The organism is Bacillus alkalisoli (genome assembly GCF_002797415.1).
GTDB lineage: Bacteria > Bacillota > Bacilli > Bacillales > Bacillaceae_I > Bacillus_CD > Bacillus_CD alkalisoli.
Genome location: NZ_KZ454944.1, coordinates 1,663,335 through 1,683,176 on the forward strand (window position 1 = coordinate 1,663,335; position 19,842 = coordinate 1,683,176).

The 19,842-nt window shown below is 36.6% G+C and carries 19 protein-coding genes; 17 read left to right on the plus strand and 2 right to left on the minus strand.

From position 1 onward, the window contains the following. Window positions 1–120 precede the first annotated feature (120 nt). Together CDZ89_RS08160 and CDZ89_RS08165 are read left to right on the plus strand one after the other, a co-directional pair. Window positions 121–1,401: a Glu/Leu/Phe/Val family dehydrogenase gene (locus CDZ89_RS08160; RefSeq protein ID WP_096153720.1), complete on the plus strand. Its 1,281-nt coding sequence runs from the start codon at window positions 121–123 to the stop codon at window positions 1,399–1,401. A 170-nt stretch (window positions 1,402–1,571) separates the two neighbouring features. Then, window positions 1,572–2,543, plus strand: coding sequence for a YpdA family putative bacillithiol disulfide reductase (locus CDZ89_RS08165; protein ID WP_100333493.1), 972 nt, complete (start codon window positions 1,572–1,574; stop codon window positions 2,541–2,543). A gap of 339 nt (window positions 2,544–2,882) precedes the next feature. On the opposite strand, the gene CDZ89_RS08170 is transcribed toward CDZ89_RS08165, so the two are convergent. Continuing rightward, window positions 2,883–3,857, minus strand: coding sequence for an asparaginase (locus CDZ89_RS08170; RefSeq protein ID WP_319830035.1), 975 nt, complete (start codon window positions 3,855–3,857; stop codon window positions 2,883–2,885). Between the two features lie 111 nt (window positions 3,858–3,968). On the opposite strand from CDZ89_RS08170, the gene prsW reads away from it, so the two are divergent. The 9 genes from prsW to fni all read left to right on the plus strand — a co-directional run bounded on the left by prsW (window position 3,969) and on the right by fni (window position 12,574). Then, window positions 3,969–4,619 carry a glutamic-type intramembrane protease PrsW gene (gene prsW, locus CDZ89_RS08175; protein WP_096153724.1) on the plus strand — a complete coding sequence of 217 codons (651 nt, stop codon included), beginning with the start codon at window positions 3,969–3,971 and terminating at the stop codon, window positions 4,617–4,619. Between the two features lie 351 nt (window positions 4,620–4,970). Then, window positions 4,971–6,044, plus strand: a complete 1,074-nt coding sequence (gene sleB, locus CDZ89_RS08180; RefSeq protein WP_406564918.1) for a spore cortex-lytic enzyme — start codon at window positions 4,971–4,973, stop codon at window positions 6,042–6,044. A gap of 15 nt (window positions 6,045–6,059) precedes the next feature. Next, window positions 6,060–7,400 (plus strand): germination protein YpeB, encoded by a 1,341-nt coding sequence (gene ypeB, locus CDZ89_RS08185; RefSeq protein ID WP_096153728.1) that lies wholly within the window; start codon window positions 6,060–6,062, stop codon window positions 7,398–7,400. 394 nt (window positions 7,401–7,794) lie between these two features. Continuing rightward, complete coding sequence (locus CDZ89_RS08190; protein WP_176483706.1) at window positions 7,795–8,451, plus strand: flagellar brake protein; 657 nt, start codon at window positions 7,795–7,797, stop codon at window positions 8,449–8,451. Window positions 8,452–8,484: 33 nt separating this feature from the next. Then, window positions 8,485–8,676, plus strand: coding sequence for a DUF5359 family protein (locus tag CDZ89_RS08195; RefSeq protein ID WP_319830036.1), 192 nt, complete (start codon window positions 8,485–8,487; stop codon window positions 8,674–8,676). Between the two features lie 84 nt (window positions 8,677–8,760). Beyond that, window positions 8,761–9,447: a (d)CMP kinase gene (cmk, locus tag CDZ89_RS08200; RefSeq protein ID WP_100333495.1), complete on the plus strand. Its 687-nt coding sequence runs from the start codon at window positions 8,761–8,763 to the stop codon at window positions 9,445–9,447. Between the two features lie 3 nt (window positions 9,448–9,450). Continuing rightward, a complete protein-coding gene (locus tag CDZ89_RS08205; protein ID WP_096156904.1) occupies window positions 9,451–10,032 on the plus strand; it encodes a lysophospholipid acyltransferase family protein in 582 nt (193 codons plus the stop codon). Between the two features lie 322 nt (window positions 10,033–10,354). Further along, entirely contained in the window at window positions 10,355–11,497 is a 1,143-nt protein-coding gene (rpsA, locus tag CDZ89_RS08210; protein WP_100333496.1) for a 30S ribosomal protein S1, read from the plus strand. 21 nt (window positions 11,498–11,518) lie between these two features. Further along, on the plus strand, window positions 11,519–12,574 hold the full coding sequence (gene fni / locus CDZ89_RS08215; protein ID WP_100333497.1) for a type 2 isopentenyl-diphosphate Delta-isomerase: 1,056 nt from the start codon (window positions 11,519–11,521) through the stop codon (window positions 12,572–12,574). 52 nt (window positions 12,575–12,626) lie between these two features. Here fni and CDZ89_RS08220 read toward each other — a convergent pair whose 3' ends face one another. Then, on the minus strand, window positions 12,627–12,761 hold the full coding sequence (locus CDZ89_RS08220) for a YpzI family protein (RefSeq protein ID WP_096153739.1): 135 nt from the start codon (window positions 12,759–12,761) through the stop codon (window positions 12,627–12,629). Window positions 12,762–12,887: 126 nt separating this feature from the next. Here CDZ89_RS08220 and CDZ89_RS08225 point away from each other — a divergent pair, with 126 nt between their 5' ends. The 6 genes from CDZ89_RS08225 to spoIVA all read left to right on the plus strand — a co-directional run bounded on the left by CDZ89_RS08225 (window position 12,888) and on the right by spoIVA (window position 19,319). Beyond that, window positions 12,888–13,508, plus strand: a complete 621-nt coding sequence (locus CDZ89_RS08225; protein ID WP_096153741.1) for a YphA family membrane protein — start codon at window positions 12,888–12,890, stop codon at window positions 13,506–13,508. A 180-nt stretch (window positions 13,509–13,688) separates the two neighbouring features. Further along, entirely contained in the window at window positions 13,689–14,999 is a 1,311-nt protein-coding gene (der, locus tag CDZ89_RS08230) for a ribosome biogenesis GTPase Der (protein ID WP_096153743.1), read from the plus strand. 14 nt (window positions 15,000–15,013) lie between these two features. Further along, window positions 15,014–16,045 carry an NAD(P)H-dependent glycerol-3-phosphate dehydrogenase gene (locus tag CDZ89_RS08235; RefSeq protein ID WP_096153745.1) on the plus strand — a complete coding sequence of 344 codons (1,032 nt, stop codon included), beginning with the start codon at window positions 15,014–15,016 and terminating at the stop codon, window positions 16,043–16,045. 615 nt (window positions 16,046–16,660) lie between these two features. Next, window positions 16,661–16,864 (plus strand): DUF2768 domain-containing protein, encoded by a 204-nt coding sequence (locus CDZ89_RS08240; RefSeq protein WP_096153746.1) that lies wholly within the window; start codon window positions 16,661–16,663, stop codon window positions 16,862–16,864. Window positions 16,865–16,872: 8 nt separating this feature from the next. Next, on the plus strand, window positions 16,873–17,598 hold the full coding sequence (locus tag CDZ89_RS08245) for a hypothetical protein (RefSeq protein ID WP_100333498.1): 726 nt from the start codon (window positions 16,873–16,875) through the stop codon (window positions 17,596–17,598). A 242-nt stretch (window positions 17,599–17,840) separates the two neighbouring features. After that, entirely contained in the window at window positions 17,841–19,319 is a 1,479-nt protein-coding gene (gene spoIVA, locus CDZ89_RS08250; protein WP_096153750.1) for a stage IV sporulation protein A, read from the plus strand. Window positions 19,320–19,842 lie beyond the last annotated feature (523 nt).

The following is a 19,842-nucleotide window of genomic DNA, read 5'->3' on the forward strand; positions in this document are numbered from 1 at the left end:
CTTTAAAAACGAGCAAGTAACTCCGTATAATAGTAAAATATTCGTTTTTCACTAAACGAACCGTAATTATGAAATTGACTCAACTAACAAACAAAGGGAAACATTCTAGGAGGTTTACTTATGGTAGCCGAAAATAATAATGAAAAAGCTCAGCAAAAAGAGGATAAGCTTGACGTATTGAGATCAACACAAGTCGTGATACATAAAGCGTTAGAAAAGCTTGGATATCCAGATGAAGTGTATGAGTTATTAAAAGAACCAATTCGCATGTTAACAGTAAAAATTCCAGTTCGTATGGATGACGGCTCTGTAAAGATTTTTACTGGATACCGTGCTCAACATAATGATGCAGTTGGACCAACGAAAGGTGGAATTCGTTTCCATCCGAACGTATCTGAAAAGGAAGTAAAAGCACTTTCGATTTGGATGAGTTTAAAATGTGGTATTGTTGATTTACCATATGGTGGAGGAAAAGGTGGGATCGTTTGTGACCCGCGTGAAATGTCCTTCCGTGAGTTAGAGCGATTAAGCCGTGGTTACGTTCGTGCTATTAGCCAAATCGTTGGACCAACAAAAGATATTCCGGCTCCAGACGTATTTACAAACTCCCAAATTATGGCGTGGATGATGGACGAGTATAGCCGTATTGACGAATTTAACTCTCCAGGATTCATTACAGGTAAACCGCTTGTACTAGGTGGCTCTCATGGTCGTGAATCTGCTACTGCTAAAGGTGTTACAATTTGTATTCGTGAAGCAGCGCAAAAATGTGGCATTGAATTAAAAGGTGCTCGCGTAGTTGTTCAAGGTTTCGGAAACGCAGGTAGTTACTTATCAAAGTTTATGCATGATGCAGGCGCAAAAGTAATCGGTATTTCTGATGCGTACGGTGGTCTTCACGACCCGAATGGATTAGATATTGACTACTTATTAGACCGTCGTGATAGTTTCGGAACAGTAACGAAATTATTTAATAATACAATTTCAAATAAAGAATTACTAGAATTAGATTGTGATATTTTAGTTCCAGCAGCAATTGAAAACCAGATTACGGAAGATAATGCTCATAACATTCGTGCAAAAGTTGTAGTAGAAGCAGCCAATGGTCCGACTACAATTGAAGGAACGAAGATCTTAACAGAGCGTGGTATTTTACTTGTACCAGACGTATTAGCTAGTGCTGGTGGAGTAACAGTTTCTTACTTCGAATGGGTACAAAATAACCAAGGTTATTATTGGTCTGAAGAAGAAGTGGAAGAAAAATTAGAAAAGATCATGGTAAGGTCCTTTAACAACATTTATGAAACAAGTCAAAACCGCCGAGTTGACATGCGTCTAGCTGCCTACATGGTTGGTGTACGTAAAATGGCAGAAGCATCTCGCTTCAGAGGCTGGATTTAATATTTGCACATCCCATACCAATCCCCTATCATATAAAGGTAGGGGATTCTTTATTGGATTTTGAAGTCTGGAATGTAGTTTTTTCTTCTATGATATGTTAGTAGTTGTACAATTCACTACCTATATATTTTAAAGAAATGATTAGAACATAAATAAAGGAGTGACGGTTTGTGCTGAAAGAAGACGTCATAATTGTCGGAGGCGGACCGTGTGGATTAGCGGCGTCAATAAGCCTGCAAAAAATAGGGAAAAAACCACTCGTACTAGAAAAAGGTAACATCGTAAATGCCATATACAACTACCCAACACATCAAACCTTCTTTAGTACAAGTGAAAAATTAGAAATAGGTGGAGTGCCATTCATAACAGAAAATAGAAAACCTGTTAGGATCCAAGCCTTAACATATTATCGTGAAGTAGTTAGAAGAGAAAACATAAGAGTAAATGCTTTTGAAACAGTAAAATCGGTTCAAAAACAAAAAGATGGTACATTTGTTGTATCTACTTCAAAAGAAACGTATGTTACCCCTTATGTTGTAATTGCTACAGGTTATTATGATAATCCAAACGTACTAAGGGTACCTGGCGAGCAGCTTCCAAAAGTATCGCATTATTTCAAAGAAGGCCACCCATACTTTGATAATGATGTTGTTGTTCTTGGTGGGAAAAATTCATCAGTGGATGCAGCACTTGAATTAGTGAAGGCGAACGCTCGAGTTACTGTCATCTATCGTGGTAGTGAGTACTCCCCGAGTATAAAGCCATGGATTCTTCCGGAATTTGAAGCTCTTGTTCGAAACGGAACCATTAAGATGGTGTTCGATGCAAACGTGACGGAGATAACAAAAGATACAGTAACTTATCAAACCAAGCTTAGTGAACCAACTACCATAAAAAATGACTTCGTTTTTGCCATGATTGGCTATCATCCTGACCATCAATTTATAACGAAGATGGGAGTTGATATTGACACCCTTACAGGTAGACCTATATTTAATGAAGAAACAATGGAAACAAATGTAGAAGGAATATTTATTGCCGGTGTTATTGCTGCAGGTAACAACGCAAATGAAATTTTTATTGAGAACGGTAGATTTCACGGTGACGGTATTGCAAAAGCGATTCAATTAAAAGAAACATAAGAAAAGAGAGATTGCGACAAAGGTCAATGAAGTTTAATTTACCTTAGAAAAAAGTTGAAGTTGAACTTGATAAGGGCGATGAAGTTCAATAAGCCTAAAAATTATATCGATAATGAACTTCATAAGGCCGATGAAGTTCATTATCCCTTAAAAATTTATCAAAGATGAACTTCATCTTGACGTAAAAATTAGCTTAATATGTACTTCAACAACATCCATTACGTAAAAAAGGCAGGGACAAAGAGCCCTGTGAATTTATATAGAGAGGCCCCAAGAACAATCTTTTCTTGGGGCCTCTCCACTTGTTACCGTCGTTTTTCAACCTAGTTATTTAAGTTTTCACTTTAAAAATAACGCTTGTAGTTGCTCGGAATCATTTGTCTTTTCAAGTGTAACTAATAATTTTATTCTAGCTTTTTGTCCATTTAATCCATTCGAAAAGATTAAACCTAATTCTTTTAAGCGGCGGCCTCCACCTTCATACCCGTATATATCCTGGACAATACCATTAAAACACCTCGAAACGAGAACAACGGGAATGTTATCTGCTAAAAGGCTTCTAATGCCATCAATTGTAGATGGAGGTAAATTTCCTTGACCTAAAGCCTCTATTACTAGACCATCAATTCTCATTGATTTAAGTGCCTCGAAAATCGAAGAATCCATCCCAGAATAAGCTTTTAATAGCATGACATTTTTATTTACTTCCGTTATTTTGTATTTATCTTGTTGAATAGGCATATGATGGAATGATACGCCACGCTTCGTAACTAACCCGATAGGTCCGTATTGTGGACTTTGAAAAGTCGCAATGTTACTTGTATGTGTTTTTGTAACATTTTTGGCAGTATGCACTTCGTCATTTAATACGACTAATACGCCTTTTCCAATTGCACTTTCACTCGAAGCAACTTTAATCGAGGAGAGTAAATTGTACGGTCCATCAGATCCGAGTTCATTACTAGATCTCATCGCTCCCGTTAAAACAATTGGTACATTAGCTTTTGTCGTTAAATCTAGGAAAAATGCGGTTTCCTCAAGTGTATCCGTTCCGTGTGTAATAACAACCCCATCATATGACTTTTCTAGTACTTGCGCATCAATAAATTGAGCAAGCTTCAACATATGACTTGGTGTTATATGTGGTGATGGCAAATGGAATAATTCACAATCTTCGATAATTGTGTTTGAATCTGTTACAAGTGGGTTATTAACAAGTGGATTGGCAGCTCCAGGGGAAACAGCCCCTGTATGTTCATCTTCTTGCATAGAAATAGTACCACCAGTATGTATGACTAATATTTTTTTCTTCAAGTTGTTCATCCCCTTAGTTTTCATTTTTTTGGGAAAATGAAGACAAGTTGTTTTCATCAATAACATATCATGTTACCATTAAAAAAAATAGATAGAAATGAGGCTTTTTTCATGGTAGCCATTATTTCAGCAGGAATAGCTCCTGGTTTCGCACTTTTATCTTATTTCTATTTAAAAGAACGATTTAACTCAGAAGCCGTTCCTACCTTAATTCGGTTGTTTATCTTCGGCTCTATACTTGTCTTTCCACTAATGTTTATTCAATATGTACTAGAATTTGAGTTGGCAATAAAATCAGCATTTATTCAATCTTTTTTTATTTCTGCACTTTTAGAAGAATTTTTTAAATGGTTTATATTAATTTACCTCGTATATCAACATGTGAAATTTGAACAAAGATATGATGGAATTATATACGGAGTTACCATTTCTTTAGGATTTGCAACGGCGGAAAACATTTTGTACTTGTTTGCTAATGGCATTGAATTTGCACTTGGGAGAGCGATTTTACCTGTATCAAGTCATGCGCTATTTGGTGTAATAATGGGCTATTATCTTGGGCGAGCAAAATTCAAAACCGATAAGAAAAAAATAAGTTTTTGGCTAAGTTTAGCTCTAGTTTTACCATTTTTATTACATGGTACATATGATTTTATACTTCTTTCAGGCAAACACTGGGGCTTTTATATGCTACCTTTCATGATATTTTTATGGTGGCTTGGTTTGCACAAAGTAAAAAAAGCAAAAAAATACTCACTATAAAAGGACCTTCATTTAAGTAAAGTTACTAAATGAAGGTCCTTTTTTGTTTTTATACTTAAAGTAAAATAACCCTATATTGAAACTTTCTTTCTTAAAATGTATAAAATACCAACTTCTACAAAAAATACTTTTAACAGAGTAAGTTTCATAATACGATTACTTATACGAAAAACGAATTAAACAATTTATCCCTTTAGTAAAAGCGCTTTATTAAACGAACATTATATGCTTAGTAAGGGATATCAATTCATTTTTCACTAAACGAACCGTGATTATGAAATTAATTCGACCCATGCTTATTGAAAGTAAAAGGAGGAAACGAAAGTGAAACGAATAGCAATATTTTCATGCCTGTTCCTTTTTTGTTTTAGTTTGTTTATTATAAATCAACCACAAGTTGGGGCATTTTCACAACAAATTATTCAAAGGGGAGCTACAGGTGATGACGTTATTGAGTTGCAATCTCGCCTCCAATATAACGGCTATTACCACGGTAGAATTGATGGAGTTTATGGCTGGTCTACCTATTGGTCAGTTAAAAATTTCCAACAAGAATTTGGTTTAGATGATGTGGACGGATTGGTTGGTCCAAAAACGAAAGATATGTTAGAAAGAGCAACAAAATTCAATAAAGATTGGGTACATCAAAATTTAAAAAACGGAAAAAGGTTCACTCATTACGGTGGAATGCCATTAGAGCAACAAGTTGCACCGGTACCTGAAACTGTTGAAAAAGCTAAAAAAGCAGCACAAACACAATGGGCAAAACAAAAGCCTAAATTTCAACAACCGCCAGACCAACAACAGCAACAACCGCCAGACCAACAACAGCAACAACCGCCAGACCAACAACAGCAACAACCGCCAGACCAGCAACAGCAACCGCCAGACCAACAACAGCAACAACCGCCAGACCAGCAACAGCAACAATCGCCAGAACAGCAGCAACAGCCAGACCAACAACAGCAACAACAACCAGAACAACAACCAGAACAACAACCCGCTCAACAAGAAGATGATACAGAAGAAGCGGATGAAACACCGACTGCTATGAACATGCCGGGTGGTTTTTCTGAAAATGATATTCAATTAATGTCCAATGCTGTATATGGAGAAGCAAGAGGAGAGCCGTTTGAGGGTCAAGTTGCAGTTGCTGCAGTGATTATCAACAGATTAAATAGCCCTACTTTTCCTAATACAGTCTCAGGTGTCATATTTGAACCGTTAGCATTTACTGCAGTTGCGGATGGTCAGATTTGGTTAACACCGAACGAAACAGCAAGAAGAGCGGTGCTAGATGCAATTAATGGCCAAGATCCTTCAGAAGGTGCAACATACTATTTCAACCCAGATACTGCAACAAGTGGATGGATTTGGGGTCGACCACAAATAAAAAGAATCGGAAAACATATTTTCTGTGACTAAAGAGGGTGATATTCAATGTTAAGACTTGTAATAATCGCTGTGTTGACTGTAGCGGTTGTAGGTACAGGATATTGGGGATATCAAGAGCATCAAGATAAAAATGCTGTCCTCATCAATGCAGAAAACAATTATCAACGTGCGTTTCATGACTTAGTTTATCATTTAGATTTACTCCAAGATAATATCGGTACAACGCTTGCGATGAGCTCAAGAGAACGACTATCTCCATCACTAGCTGAAGTTTGGAGAATAACATCAGAAGCTCAAAACGATGTAGGACAACTTCCTCTTGCGTTAATACCATTTAACAAAACAGAAGAATTCTTATCCAATATCGGTACGTTTAGCTATAAAGTAGCTGTTCGTGATCTAACAAATGAACCGTTATCTAGTGATGAATACAATACGTTGGAACAATTGTATTCAAAAGCAGGAGAAATTCAACAAGAACTAAGAAAAGTCCAAAATTTAGTTATTAAAAATAACTTAAGATGGATGGATGTTGAACTTGCACTTTCTGCACAAAATCAACCTCAAGATAACACTATCATTAATGGCTTTAAAACAGTAGAGAAAAACGTAGAGGGATATGAAGAAGCAGATTTTGGTCCAACTTTTACATCCCTTTCTAACTCAGACGAAGGTTTTAAATATTTACGTGGAAAAAAAATTAATGAAAATCAAGCAAAAGAAATAGCGATAAAATTTTTAAGTCTTGAAGGAGATGAAAAAATTCGCGTAACAGAAAGTGGAGAAGGTGCAAACGAAGGTTTTTATAGTGTGACAATCATTGATAAAGATGAAAAAGATACGTATATGGATATAACAAAAAAAGGTGGCTATCCAATTTACGTCATACAAAACCGTGAAATTAAGAAAAAGAATATAAGCTTGAATGATGCTGCCAATAAAGCTCGCGAGTTTTTAAAAGACAATAACTTTGATAGCTTAGATTTATATGAATCAATGGAGTATGATAATGTCGGTGCTTTCACTTTCGTTTCGGAAGTAGAGGGTGTAAGAATATATTCAGATGCAATTCGTATGAAAATTAGTCTTGATAGTGGAGAAATTGTTGGTTTTTCTGCTAAAGACTACTTAATGGCACATCACACTCGTGACATTCCAGAGCCGGGTATTTCAATAGAAGAAGCAAGAGACTCCATTAATGAAAAAGTATCAATCATGGAAAATCGTTTAGCGGTAATCAATAATGACTTTGGTGAAGAAGTACTTTGTTACGAATTTATGGGAACAATAAATGACGACACCTATCAAATCTTTATAAACGCTGATAACGGCCGTGAAGAAAGCGTAGAAAAACTAAAAAACGCAGAACCTTTATATGATTTATAAGCCAAAAACGGAAAAGCAATAATCTGCTTTTCCGTTTGTTTTTTTGCTCTTTTTGTATTTATTAAACATTTAGTGACTTGCAGCGGAAGGCACTGGACTCCTGCGGGAAGTAGAGCGAAGCGTGAGCCCCACAGGCGGTACGCCGAGGAGTAGTTTTTTCACGATAGTGAAAATTAACCTTCCGCTGCGCTCCCCGCGGAAAGCCAGTGCCTGTAGCGGAAAGGAACGGTCATTATTGAAAATTTTATGAGTTATAGTAAAAACCGGTAATAAAGTCTTATCTTACACAATAATGACAAATACCCTTCACAATTCCGATTATGAATGGTTTAATGGAAATAGGATATTAGAACTACTAAAAAATTAATTGCTAGTAAGAAAGTGGGGAACTGTAGTGTTAAAAGAAGGCTTAACTTTGACACTTATTATCCATAATGAAAATGGAAATGATAAATATCGTTGTAAAGTACAAGAAGTCGGTAATTCCGAATTACTAATAGATTACCCAATTCACCTTTTTACAGAGAAAACTACTTTCTTAATGAATGGTACTCCTGTTACCGCTTCTTTTGTTGCAGAAGAAGGTGCTGCATATGAATTTTCTTCTGAAATAATCGGAAGAACAAAAAAAGCTATACCACTAATAAAACTATTACTACCTCCAAAAGAAACGTTTACAAAGATTCAAAGGAGAGAATATGTTCGTGTAGAAAGTAGTGTGGATACAGCAGTACATTCTGTTACAAGAACATTTAAACCATTTGTAACGGTTACACACGATATAAGTGCTGGAGGTTGTGCTATTAACTTACCTAAAGGAGTTTTCTTAGACGAAGACGCTTATATTACGTTAGATTTGGTTATGCATTATAACAATGATGATATCCAATACTTAAAAGTAGAGGGAAAAGTTATAAGAATGTTCGAAGGTGTAGATAAAGGTAGACATAGAGCTTCCATTAAATTTTTGAACTTGAAAGATATAGAGCGCCAGCATGTTATTAAATATTGTTTTGAACAACAACTTTTAAAAAGAAAAGTGTATAGTTAAAACACTCTGTCACCAAACTATATAGTAGAAGAGGTGACCGTTTTGAAAAAAGTAGAAAACATCATTATCAAACTGATTATCATTCAATTTGTGTGCTTGTTATTCGCACAAGGTATGACCTTGTACACGAATGCAGCACCGTATATGTCAAAAGTGGTTCACTATGAGGGGGTAAATGGACAAACGATACAACAATACATAGAAACATTCGACCAACAGAAATGACTATGATAAAATAATGAAGACTTTACGAGCGGGGAGAACCTGCTTTTTTTCATGAAATTAACTCAGTTTATTGGAGGAAATACGATGCAAACTCAAAACAAAAACTTTTCGATTGCAATAGACGGGCCGGCTGCTGCTGGGAAAAGTACAGTGGCAAAAATAGTAGCAGACAAACTAGGTTACTTATATATAGATACGGGTGCAATGTATAGAGCGGTTACGTATGTCGCATTAAAACAAGGAATAAATCTCGAAAACGAAGAGGAACTAAAACATATTTTAGCGAATATTACAATAGACTTACGTGTAGGATCAGACGGTAAACAACATGTGTTCATTAATGAGGAAGACGTTACAGAGGCTGTTCGCACTCATGAAGTAACAAATAATGTTTCGGTTGTTGCAAAACATAAAGTAGTACGAGAGGAACTAGTTTTACGCCAGCGTGAGCTTGGTGAAAAAGGTGGCGTTGTCATGGATGGACGCGATATTGGAACACATGTATTACCAAAAGCAGAAATTAAAGTATTTCTATTGGCATCAGTAGACGAAAGAGCCAATCGCCGTCATGCGGAAAACTTGTCTAAAGGGTATGAATCCGATTTAGAAAAACTAAAAGAAGAAATTGCTAGAAGAGATAAACTAGACTCAGAGCGCGAAATTGCTCCGTTAAAAAAAGCAGATGATGCGGTAGAATTAGACACAACTTCTTTAACAATAGAAGATGTAGTTACAAATATTATGGAGCTAGTAAAAGAAAGGGTGGTGTAAATGATTACATTTTATTCATTTGTGAGAGGTCTCGTATACACTGTTTTTAAGCCTTTGTACCGAATTAAGATTATCGGTACCGAAAATGTACCAAAAGAAGGTGGAGTGTTAATCTGTTCTAATCATATTCATAACTTTGATCCACCTGTTGTTGGGATCACTAGTCCGCGTCCTATTCACTTTATGGCTAAAGCGGAGATTTTCGATGTTCCTGTTCTAGGGAAGATTGTGAAAGGGTTAAATGCTTTTCCTGTTAAGCGAGGTATGAGTGATCGTGAAGCACTTCGAACGGGTTTAAAAGTATTAAAAGAAGGACATGTTCTTGGACTTTTTCCGGAAGGAACAAGAAGCAGAACAGGAGAAGTTGGAAAAGGATTAGCTGGAGCTGGCTTCTTCGCACTTAGAACAGAAGCTGCAGTAGTACCATGTGCGATTATTGGACCATACAAAGCTTTTAGTCCGTTGAAGGTGGTTTACGGACCACCAATTAACATGGAAAAATTACGTGCAGAAAAAGTAAACGCTGAAGATACGACAGATATCATCATGAATACAATTAAAGAGTTAATAGAAAAGAATAAATAATAGCTGCTATTCTCATTTGACAAACACAGGAATATATTACAGTGTATAAGTGAATGGGTATTCATTGTTTGGAAACTTTTCATTTTATGGAGCTTATTAAATGACCAATTTTTCAAAAAATGATATAGTTATAATATGAGTTTTTTAATGATACGTTTCGATTATTAAAAGCTGAAATGGGATTTTAATTACGGAACGGACTCATATGAGGGTAAATTACAAAAGCAGCATGAGTAGAATATATAGAAAAAATCTACTCTATACTTGTAGCGGTCTCGTTACATACATATTTTTCGGCGTTGTATTAAGGAGGGTATTTGTAATGACAGAAGAAATGAACAATGTAGAGGTAGTATCATTAACACCAGGGGATAAAGTAACAGGTGTAGTGACGAAAGTAGAAGAAAAGCAAGTAATCGTAGACATCAAAGATTGTAAATTAGACGGAATTATTCCTATCAGCGAGCTATCAAGTTTGCATGTAGAACAAGCAACAGACGTTGTGAAAGAAGGCGACTCTTTACATTTAGTTGTTAAAAAAGTAGAAGATGAGCTCTTAGTTCTTTCGAAAAAACAAGTGGATGCAGAATTAGCTTGGGAAGACTTAGTAAAAAAATTCGAGACAGGTGAAGTTTTCGAAGCGGAAGTGAAAGATGTTGTAAAAGGCGGCCTTGTAGTTGATATTGGCGTACGAGGTTTCGTTCCGGCATCATTAGTTGAAAACTACTTTGTGGAAGATTTTGCTGATTATAAAGGGAAGACATTAACTTTTAAAGTAGTAGAACTAGATAAAGAGAAAAATAGAGTTATTCTTTCTCACCGTGCAGTAGTAGAAGAACAACTACAGGGTAAAAAGCAGTCAGTACTGGATTCTATTACAGCTGGAGCAACACTAGAAGGTACGGTTCAACGTATTACAGATTTCGGTGCATTCGTTGATTTAGGTGGAATTGATGGATTAGTTCATATTTCACAATTATCATACGAGCACGTTTCCAAACCTTCTGACGTTGTACAAGAAGGACAAAAGGTGACAGTAAAAGTACTTTCTGTTGACCGTGACAACGAAAGAATCTCATTGTCTATTAAAGAAACACTTCCTGGACCATGGAATGCAGTATCTGAGAAACTATCTCCTGGTACTATTACGGAAGGTGTAGTACGTCGTATTGTTACATTTGGTGCATTTATTGAGCTATTACCAGGTGTAGAAGGACTTGTTCATATTTCACAAATTTCTAATAAACATATCGGTACTCCTCATGAAGTATTAACAGAGGGTGAAACGGTTACAGTAAAAGTATTAGAGGTAAACGAAAAAGAGCAACGTATCTCTTTAACAATTCGCGAACTTGAGGAAGTAGAAGAGGAAGAAGACTACAGCCAATATAACCAACAAGAAGAATCTAGTGGTTTTTCTTTAAGTGAAATGATTGGCGATAAATTAAGCAAATTAAAGAAGTAATTTGACAACAGGAGATGGAAGATGAGCAGAGCAAAACGTAAAATGGACCATATTGAACATTCTCTTTCGACTGGTCAAGAAAGAAAACATGGTTTTGAAGACATTACATTTGTTCATCAAAGTCTACCAGATTCATCTGTTGCAAACGTTAAACTTCATACGAAAATAGGCGAACTGTTTTTGAGTTCGCCTATTTTTATCAATGCGATGACTGGCGGTGGCGGTGAACAAACTTACCGTATAAACAAAAGCTTAGCTTCCGTCGCTCGCAAATGTGGTTTAGTACTTGCAGTAGGTTCGCAAATGTCGGCTATAAAAGATCCAGACGAAGCTTTTACATACAGAGTTGTGCGCGAGGAAAATCCAAATGGAATTATTTTGGCTAATCTCGGAAGTGAAGCAACTGTCGAACAAGCGAAACGAGCGGTTGATATGGTAGAAGCAAATGCGTTACAGATACATTTGAATGTCATTCAAGAGCTAGTGATGCCAGAAGGTGACCGAGATTTTACAGGGGCTTTGAAACAAATAGAGCAAATCACAAATACTTTATCTGTGCCAATAATCGTAAAAGAAACAGGTTTCGGAATAAGTAAAGAAGCAGCGGAGGAATTGAAGGGTATCGGTGTTTCTAGTGTTGATGTAGGTGGATTTGGTGGAACAAACTTCTCTAAAATTGAAAATGCACGAAGAAGTAAAAAACTACAATATTTCGATTCTTGGGGAATCCCGACGACCACTTCTATTGTTGAAGTAAAGGAAGTAATGCAGCAACACGGGTCTGTTATTGCTTCTGGAGGGGTTCAATCTCCACTTGATATTGCAAAATCTATTGCACTTGGAGCGTCAGCGGTTGGTATGGCAGGATATTTGTTGAAAATATTGCTTGCTGATGGCGAAGAAGGTCTAATAGAAGAAATAACATCTATTCATGAAGACTTAACGATGATTATGACAGCACTAGGTGTCAACACGATAGACCAACTAAAACAAGTTCCTCTCATTATTTCTGGCAATACCCACCATTGGCTTACAGAAAGAGGAATGGATACGAAGAAATTTAGTATAAAACGATAAAAGGAATAGTCGCGCTGACTATTCCTTTTTTTTATGTGTGAAAAAAACTCTTTTATTGTTTGTTACGCTCTCTTGCTGCGTCAGGTCCTTCTAATGTTGTTGCACCTGGGTAGTTTAAAGATTGATCACGATCTGATTCGGTTCTTTTTTGCTGTTTCAGCTTTTTCTCTTGTCTATCTTTACCCATAAATGTTCACCCCTTATGTCTATTCGTTTTATTATTTTCCTATCAAGCTTAAAACATTCGTTTTCTTGTGATTAAGTTTCTTAAAATAAAGTAATACTGAACAAGGATAGGAGGTGTAACGATAATATGGAAGGTCATTTATTTTATTATCTTGCATGGGTTGGATGGATTATTGTCTTTTTCTTTTTTTCTGATAAAAAATTGCGATTTTTATTATCGTCCGTTATTTTATTATTAATTATTTGCTCTCATTTTTATATTAATGTTTTAGAATTTCGTTGGAATTTAGCTTATTTCGTTTTATTAGTCGCTACATTTTTCTTTCTGTCAAAAGTCACTCGGAAAAATAGTGTTTATATGTATTTTGCTAGTACATCCATTTCACTCGTTTATGTAACTTTTATTATTTTTGAAATTTTTGATCCGGTGTTCATTTTTTTAGGCCGTGAATGGATGTTAACGTTTATTATCCTCTACATGTGTTTTATGTTGTTTAAAGAAAAAGAACAACGCTACATCGGAGTACTAACAGGTTTGTTGCAAGGAGAGCTTCTTGCGGCTTTTATTATTTATAGTGTGTTCGGTTATAATATGGTAGCAGAATTACCATTCTGGGAGATCGTTACACTCTCTATTGCTGGATTAAGTATTTGGGTGCTTTTTGAAAAAACAACCGCATACCTAAATTCTTTAATACAAAAACATATAAAACAAAATAGAGTGTCCAAAACCATTAACACGAAATGAGTTTACACTTGTTGCATCTAGTGATATAATATTTTAGTTAGACCCTTCATTTTGAAGGGTTTATTTTATAACGTTGAAAATATTTCATTATTCTCATGAATGATTACACATAATAATAACAACCGTTAAAAATAGAGCGGAAATGTACATTGTTACATAGTTGAAAGGATGAACAAAAATATGGCTAAACCAACAGTTGCAATTGTAGGACGTCCAAACGTAGGTAAGTCTACAATTTTTAATCGTATAGTAGGAGAACGTATATCCATCGTCGAAGATATACCAGGTATCACTCGTGATAGAATTTATAGCGCTGGAGAATGGTTGAATTACAACTTTAACATTATTGACACGGGTGGTATTGAAATTGGAGATGCCCCATTTTTAGAAGAAATTCGCCAACAAGCGGAAGTTGCTATAGATGAAGCAGATGTCATTATTTTTCTGACAAACGGTCGTGAAGGGGTTACTTCTGCAGATGAGCAAGTGGCTAAAATTTTGTATAAATCAAAAAAACCTGTAGTACTAGCAGTTAACAAAGTGGACAACCCAGAAATGCGTGACCAAGTATATGACTTTTATTCTTTAGGGTTCGGTGAGCCAATGCCAATCTCAGGTTCTCACGGTTTAGGATTAGGTGACCTTCTGGACTTAGTTGTGGCTAATTTCCCTAAGCGTGAAGAAGATCCGTATGGCGATGAAATAATAAAATTCTCTTTAATTGGTCGTCCTAATGTCGGGAAATCATCATTAGTAAACGCACTATTGGGAGAAGAGCGTGTTATCGTTAGTGATATCGCAGGTACAACTAGAGATGCAATTGACACGCCATATAAGTACGACGGACAAGAATACGTCCTTATCGATACAGCGGGTATGCGTAAAAAAGGGAAAGTATATGAAACGACTGAAAAGTATAGTGTGCTTCGTGCATTAAGAGCAATCGAACGCTCAGACGTTGTTTTGGTAGTAATTGATGGAGAAGAAGGAATTATCGAGCAAGATAAAAAAATCGCAGGTTATGCTCATGAAGCTGGACGTGCAGTAGTAATTGTTGTAAATAAATGGGATGCAGTTGAAAAAGATGAGAAAACAATGAAAGAATTTGAAGAACAAATTAGAGAACATTTCTTGTTTTTAGACTATGCCCCAATCGTTTTCTTATCGGCAAAAACGAAAAAACGTATTCACACGGTAATACCTATGATTAATCTTGCAAGTGAGAACCACTCGTTACGTGTCGTAACAACGGTATTAAATGATGTTATCATGGATGCAGTGGCAATGAATCCAACTCCTACTCACAAAGGTACTAGGTTGAAAATTTATTATGCAACACAAGTTGCCGTAAAACCACCAACGTTCGTTATTTTCGTAAATGAACCAGAATTAATGCACTTTAGTTATGAGCGTTTCTTAGAAAATCGCATTCGAGATGCGTTTGGATTTGAAGGAACACCAATTAGATTAATTGCACGTGCACGTAAATAATTGGAGGGGATTGTATGAGTAAAGTTTCGGTACTAGGTGCTGGTAGCTGGGGAACTGCCCTAGCGCTTGTTCTTGCTGATAATAATCATGACGTATTACTGTGGGGACATCGTGAGGAGCAAGTTAATCAAATCAACAAAACACACCGCAACGAAAAATATTTGCCAGGTATAGAGTTGCCGACAAATATTAAAGCGAGTACTTCCTTAAAAGAAGCAATACAAGATACGTCCACAATCGTTTTAGCAGTTCCAACAAAAGCGATGCGAGAAGTGTGTAGACAAATTGTGCCGCTTTTAACGGAAAAACTAGTCCTTGTACATGTTAGTAAAGGTATTGAACCAGACACTCATTTACGTGTGTCTGAAATGATAGAAGAAGAAGTGCCAGAGCATTTGCGTGAAGCTGTTGTAGTGCTTACTGGACCAAGTCATGCGGAAGAAGTTAGCTTAAGACAACCAACAACAGTGACGGCTGCTTCATACGATATGAATGCGGCAAAAAAGGTGCAAGACTTGTTCATTAATCAACATTTCCGCGTATATACAAATCCAGACGTAGTTGGAGTAGAAATTGGTGGATCCCTTAAAAATATTATCGCATTGGCTGCCGGAATAACCGATGGACTAGGATATGGGGATAATGCTAAAGCAGCCTTAATTACACGTGGACTTGCAGAAATAGCTAGGCTCGGTGCAGCGCTTGGAGCGAATCCACTTACATTCCTAGGATTAACGGGTATGGGAGATTTGATTGTAACATGTACTAGTGTACACAGTAGAAACTGGCGTGCAGGAAATATGCTCGGAAAAGGGAAAAACTTAGACGAAGTTTTAGAGAGTATGGGCATGGTTGTTGAGGGCGTTCGAACGACAAAGGCAACGTACCAATTAGCTAAAAAAATGGATGTAAACATGCCGTTAACATTCGCACTATACGAAGTTCTTTTTAATAACGTGAATCCTAAAGATGCGGTTGATTTATTAATGAGCCGTGATAAAACTTCTGAGTTAGATGATTTGTCACAATTGCTCGGTAACCAATAATTATTGTTGAGCGCTCAATGTGTTGGGATAGTCACCTTATAGAATAAGAGCGCATATTGTATGAAAGAACAATAATACTTATTATGTCTTACAGAAACCCAAAATGTTCAAATTTTACATCAGAATAGGCATTTGGTGATGCACGTTTCATTCTTTTGCATAAGATGTATATGAGGATAATCAATGGTTGAGCTGTAGGATCGGTTCGTATTTAGTCCATTTCGCTGAAGTAAATCTGCCCCATTTACTTCAGTTTTTTTTGTTAAGGAATTTTTTTGTTTTATAGTCTATATTCATGAAAAAGTTTGTATTGAAGATTTTGCAGGTACCTTTTAATATTTTAAAATATCAGATTGATGATCGCACGAGGTGCGAGTCTCCTGCGGGAGAGTGCGTCAAGGAAGACACCGCAGTCGCAAATGTGACGAGGAGGCTCCCGAGACCACCCACGGAAAGAAAGAGCCTCGTGCTATCATCAATTCTTAGCACCCAAAAAGTAACTCTTTATGAATAAATTCATGAAATTGTAAGAATTTCTTCAGGACAAGCCCTGAGACAAAGTTCATAAACTGCGCGGAATATGCTATAATGGTCAACGGAAAAGGAGAGATGAGAATGACACCAGCTTTAATGAAAATGTGGATTTCTTTCGTTGCAATGGGATTTATGTTTATATCAGTTGTAATGGTTTACTTTACTAGATTTAAATTAAAAAACAACGTAATTAAAGGAATCTTAAATGTAATAGCTTTCTTGCTTATCGTTTTTTCAGGCATTATTATATTCTTCGTCGTATTTAGCGGACCAGTACCGGAGTGATGAAAAAAATGTTTAAAAAAAATATAGCCATTTTAGTCCTTTTACTACTTATTACAAATCTACTTACGGGGTGTTTATACCCACAAGAACGACGATCTGAGAATCAAGTACCATACTTAGACCAGTTACAGTCTGTACAATCAGCTGTTGATCAATACCAAGAAGCATCAGGTGGCTTGTTACCTATAAAAGACCGTGATATGGACACGCCAATCTATCAAAAGTATCCAATAGACTTTAATAAACTAATGCATGCAAGGTTTTTGCAAGATGCACCAGGAAATGCATTTGAAAGTGGCGGAGTATTTTTATATGTACTTGTTAATGTAGAAACGGAACCAACAGTCAAACTAATTGATCTTCGAGTTGCGGAACAATTAAGGGAAGTTAATTTACGTATCAACATCTATCGAAATCAACATCGTTTCTCGCCAGTCAAGGAAATGTTAAGTAATACAGCTTTTAGATTGGACCACGAGAAACTAAACTATGATACAGCACCATATATCGTTAGTCCTTTTACTGGTAATAACTTACCAGTAATAATCGATACGAGCGGGAATGCTATTGTAGATTACTCTATGGATATATATGAGTATTTACAAAGTAATGACCACCAATTTGAAACTGGCGATGATGTACGAGATATATTAGTGGAGCATTCTGTATTTGTACCTGCTTTTTCCGTACCTTACACGATTGACGAAAATAATGAACCAATTTTCTTAAATTAGTCATGAACCCTTCTTTAGAGAATAAACTCTAAGGAAGGGTTTTTTATTTGGAGAAAAATGCTGGAACGATGTGCGAATTCCATTCAACCTTCATCTTTCCTTAAAATAAAATTCAAAATAAATAGGGTTTATTCAAAAAGTAGTCATATTTAAATAGGACAACATCATACACATATAGTGTCCTAGATTACATTCTTACTAGAAAAAAATAAATCCCTATTTTTAGGTCGGGAGGGAATCACTTGGAAAAAGTAGATATTTTCAAAGATATCGCTGAACGTACTGGCGGCGATATATATTTAGGCGTAGTAGGTGCCGTTCGTACTGGTAAATCAACGTTCATTAAAAGGTTCATGGAGTTAGTGGTTCTGCCGAATATCGGCAACGAAGCAGACAGAGCAAGAGCGCAAGATGAGTTACCACAAAGTGCAGCTGGAAAAACAATTATGACAACAGAGCCGAAGTTTGTACCAAATCAAGCAGTAAAAGTAGCAGTAGATGAAGGATTAGATGTAAACATTCGTTTAGTGGACTGCGTAGGGTATACTGTACCAGGTGCAAAAGGCTATGAGGACGAAAATGGTCCTAGAATGATCAACACTCCTTGGTATGAAGAACCGATTCCATTCCACGAAGCAGCGGAAATTGGAACAAGAAAGGTTATTCAAGAGCATAGTACTATTGGAGTGGTAATCGCAACAGATGGATCAATCGGTGAGATCCCTCGTCGTGACTATCTAGAAGCGGAAGAGCGTGTTGTAGCGGAGTTAAAAGAGGTTGGTAAACCATTCATTATGGTTATCAATACTGTTCAGCCGTATCATCCAGATACAGAAAAGCTACGTGCAGAGTTAAGCGAAAAGTATGATATACCTGTTGTAGCAATGAGTGTAGAGAGCATGCGCGAAGGTGATGTATTCAACGTACTTCGTGAAGCATTATTTGAGTTCCCAGTATTAGAAGTGAACGTAAACTTACCGAGCTGGGTAATGGTATTAAAAGAGTCCCACTGGCTTCGTGAGAGCTATCAAGAAGCGGTGAAAGATACAGTGAAAGATATTAAGCGCCTTCGTGATGTGGATCGCGTTGTAGGGCAATTCAGTGAATATGAGTTCATTGACCGTGCTGGTTTAGCTGGCATCGAAATGGGGCAAGGTATCGCAGAAATTGATCTTTACGCTCCAGACGATTTATATGACCAAATTTTAAAAGAAGTTGTTGGTGTTGAAATTCGTGGGAAAGACCATTTACTACAATTAATGCAAGACTTTGCTCACGCAAAAGCAGAGTACGACCAAGTGTCAGATGCATTAAAAATGGTAAAACAAACTGGCTACGGTATCGCATCCCCTGCTCTAGCAGATATGAGTTTAGAAGAACCAGAAATCATCCGCCAAGGTTCACGCTTCGGTGTTAGATTAAGAGCTGTTGCTCCTTCTATCCATATGATTAAAGTGGACGTAGAATCAGAGTTCGCACCAATCATCGGAACAGAAAAGCAAAGCGAAGAATTAGTACGCTATTTAATGCAAGATTTTGAAGATGATCCTCTATCCATCTGGAACTCAGACATCTTCGGCCGCTCTTTAAGCTCCATCGTGCGTGAAGGCATTCATGCTAAACTAGGACTAATGCCAGAGAATGCACGTTATAAGCTGAAAGAAACGTTAGAAAGAATTATCAACGAAGGATCTGGCGGACTTATCGCTATTATCCTTTAAAAATAGTAACCACGCCTGAAGACGGGCGTGGTTTTTAAGTTGTATTTAGGAAAAAGTCCGATAGAGCTATAAAAAATAATCTATAGAGATAGGATAAGTATCCATAAGAATAGTGAGGAGTGTCTATAGGACCTCAAAAAGTATCGATAGAAAAGAAAAACGCCTATAGTACAGAGAAAATAATCCATAGAAGTCAAAAAAGTATCTATAGGACCTCAAAAAGTATCGATAGAAAAGAAAAACGCCTATAGTATAGTGAAAATAATCCATAGAAATTAAAAAAGTATCTATAGGACCACGAAAAGTGACCATATCCCCCAAAAAAGTACCGATAGACCGTTTCAAATCAAAATTTCCGCTACCTAAAGGCAATCCTTTCTTAAATGTTTATTCTCGCCCAACACGGGGTAAATTCATAAAAAGTTGACAAAATCCGCATAAAATCAACATTTTCTCTAATAATTATCAAAAAGTGTATTGCCTAAAGGTTTTTCTTATGTTAATCTACTAACAGAAATTCTTC

Excerpts from the sequence above, each read along its gene's own strand:
- CDZ89_RS08220 (WP_096153739.1), bottom strand. The coding sequence starts at position 12,761 with ATGGGTAAAGATAGACAAGAGAAAAAGCTGAAACAGCAAAAAAGAACC.
- CDZ89_RS08225 (WP_096153741.1), top strand. The coding sequence starts at position 12,888 with ATGGAAGGTCATTTATTTTATTATCTTGCATGGGTTGGATGGATTATT.
- der (WP_096153743.1), top strand. The coding sequence starts at position 13,689 with ATGGCTAAACCAACAGTTGCAATTGTAGGACGTCCAAACGTAGGTAAG.
- cmk (WP_100333495.1), top strand. The coding sequence starts at position 8,761 with ATGCAAACTCAAAACAAAAACTTTTCGATTGCAATAGACGGGCCGGCT.
- CDZ89_RS08160 (WP_096153720.1), top strand. The coding sequence starts at position 121 with ATGGTAGCCGAAAATAATAATGAAAAAGCTCAGCAAAAAGAGGATAAG.
- CDZ89_RS08240 (WP_096153746.1), top strand. The coding sequence starts at position 16,661 with ATGACACCAGCTTTAATGAAAATGTGGATTTCTTTCGTTGCAATGGGA.
- rpsA (WP_100333496.1), top strand. The coding sequence starts at position 10,355 with ATGACAGAAGAAATGAACAATGTAGAGGTAGTATCATTAACACCAGGG.
- CDZ89_RS08235 (WP_096153745.1), top strand. The coding sequence starts at position 15,014 with ATGAGTAAAGTTTCGGTACTAGGTGCTGGTAGCTGGGGAACTGCCCTA.
- CDZ89_RS08245 (WP_100333498.1), top strand. The coding sequence starts at position 16,873 with ATGTTTAAAAAAAATATAGCCATTTTAGTCCTTTTACTACTTATTACA.
- ypeB (WP_096153728.1), top strand. The coding sequence starts at position 6,060 with ATGTTAAGACTTGTAATAATCGCTGTGTTGACTGTAGCGGTTGTAGGT.
- fni (WP_100333497.1), top strand. The coding sequence starts at position 11,519 with ATGAGCAGAGCAAAACGTAAAATGGACCATATTGAACATTCTCTTTCG.
- prsW (WP_096153724.1), top strand. The coding sequence starts at position 3,969 with ATGGTAGCCATTATTTCAGCAGGAATAGCTCCTGGTTTCGCACTTTTA.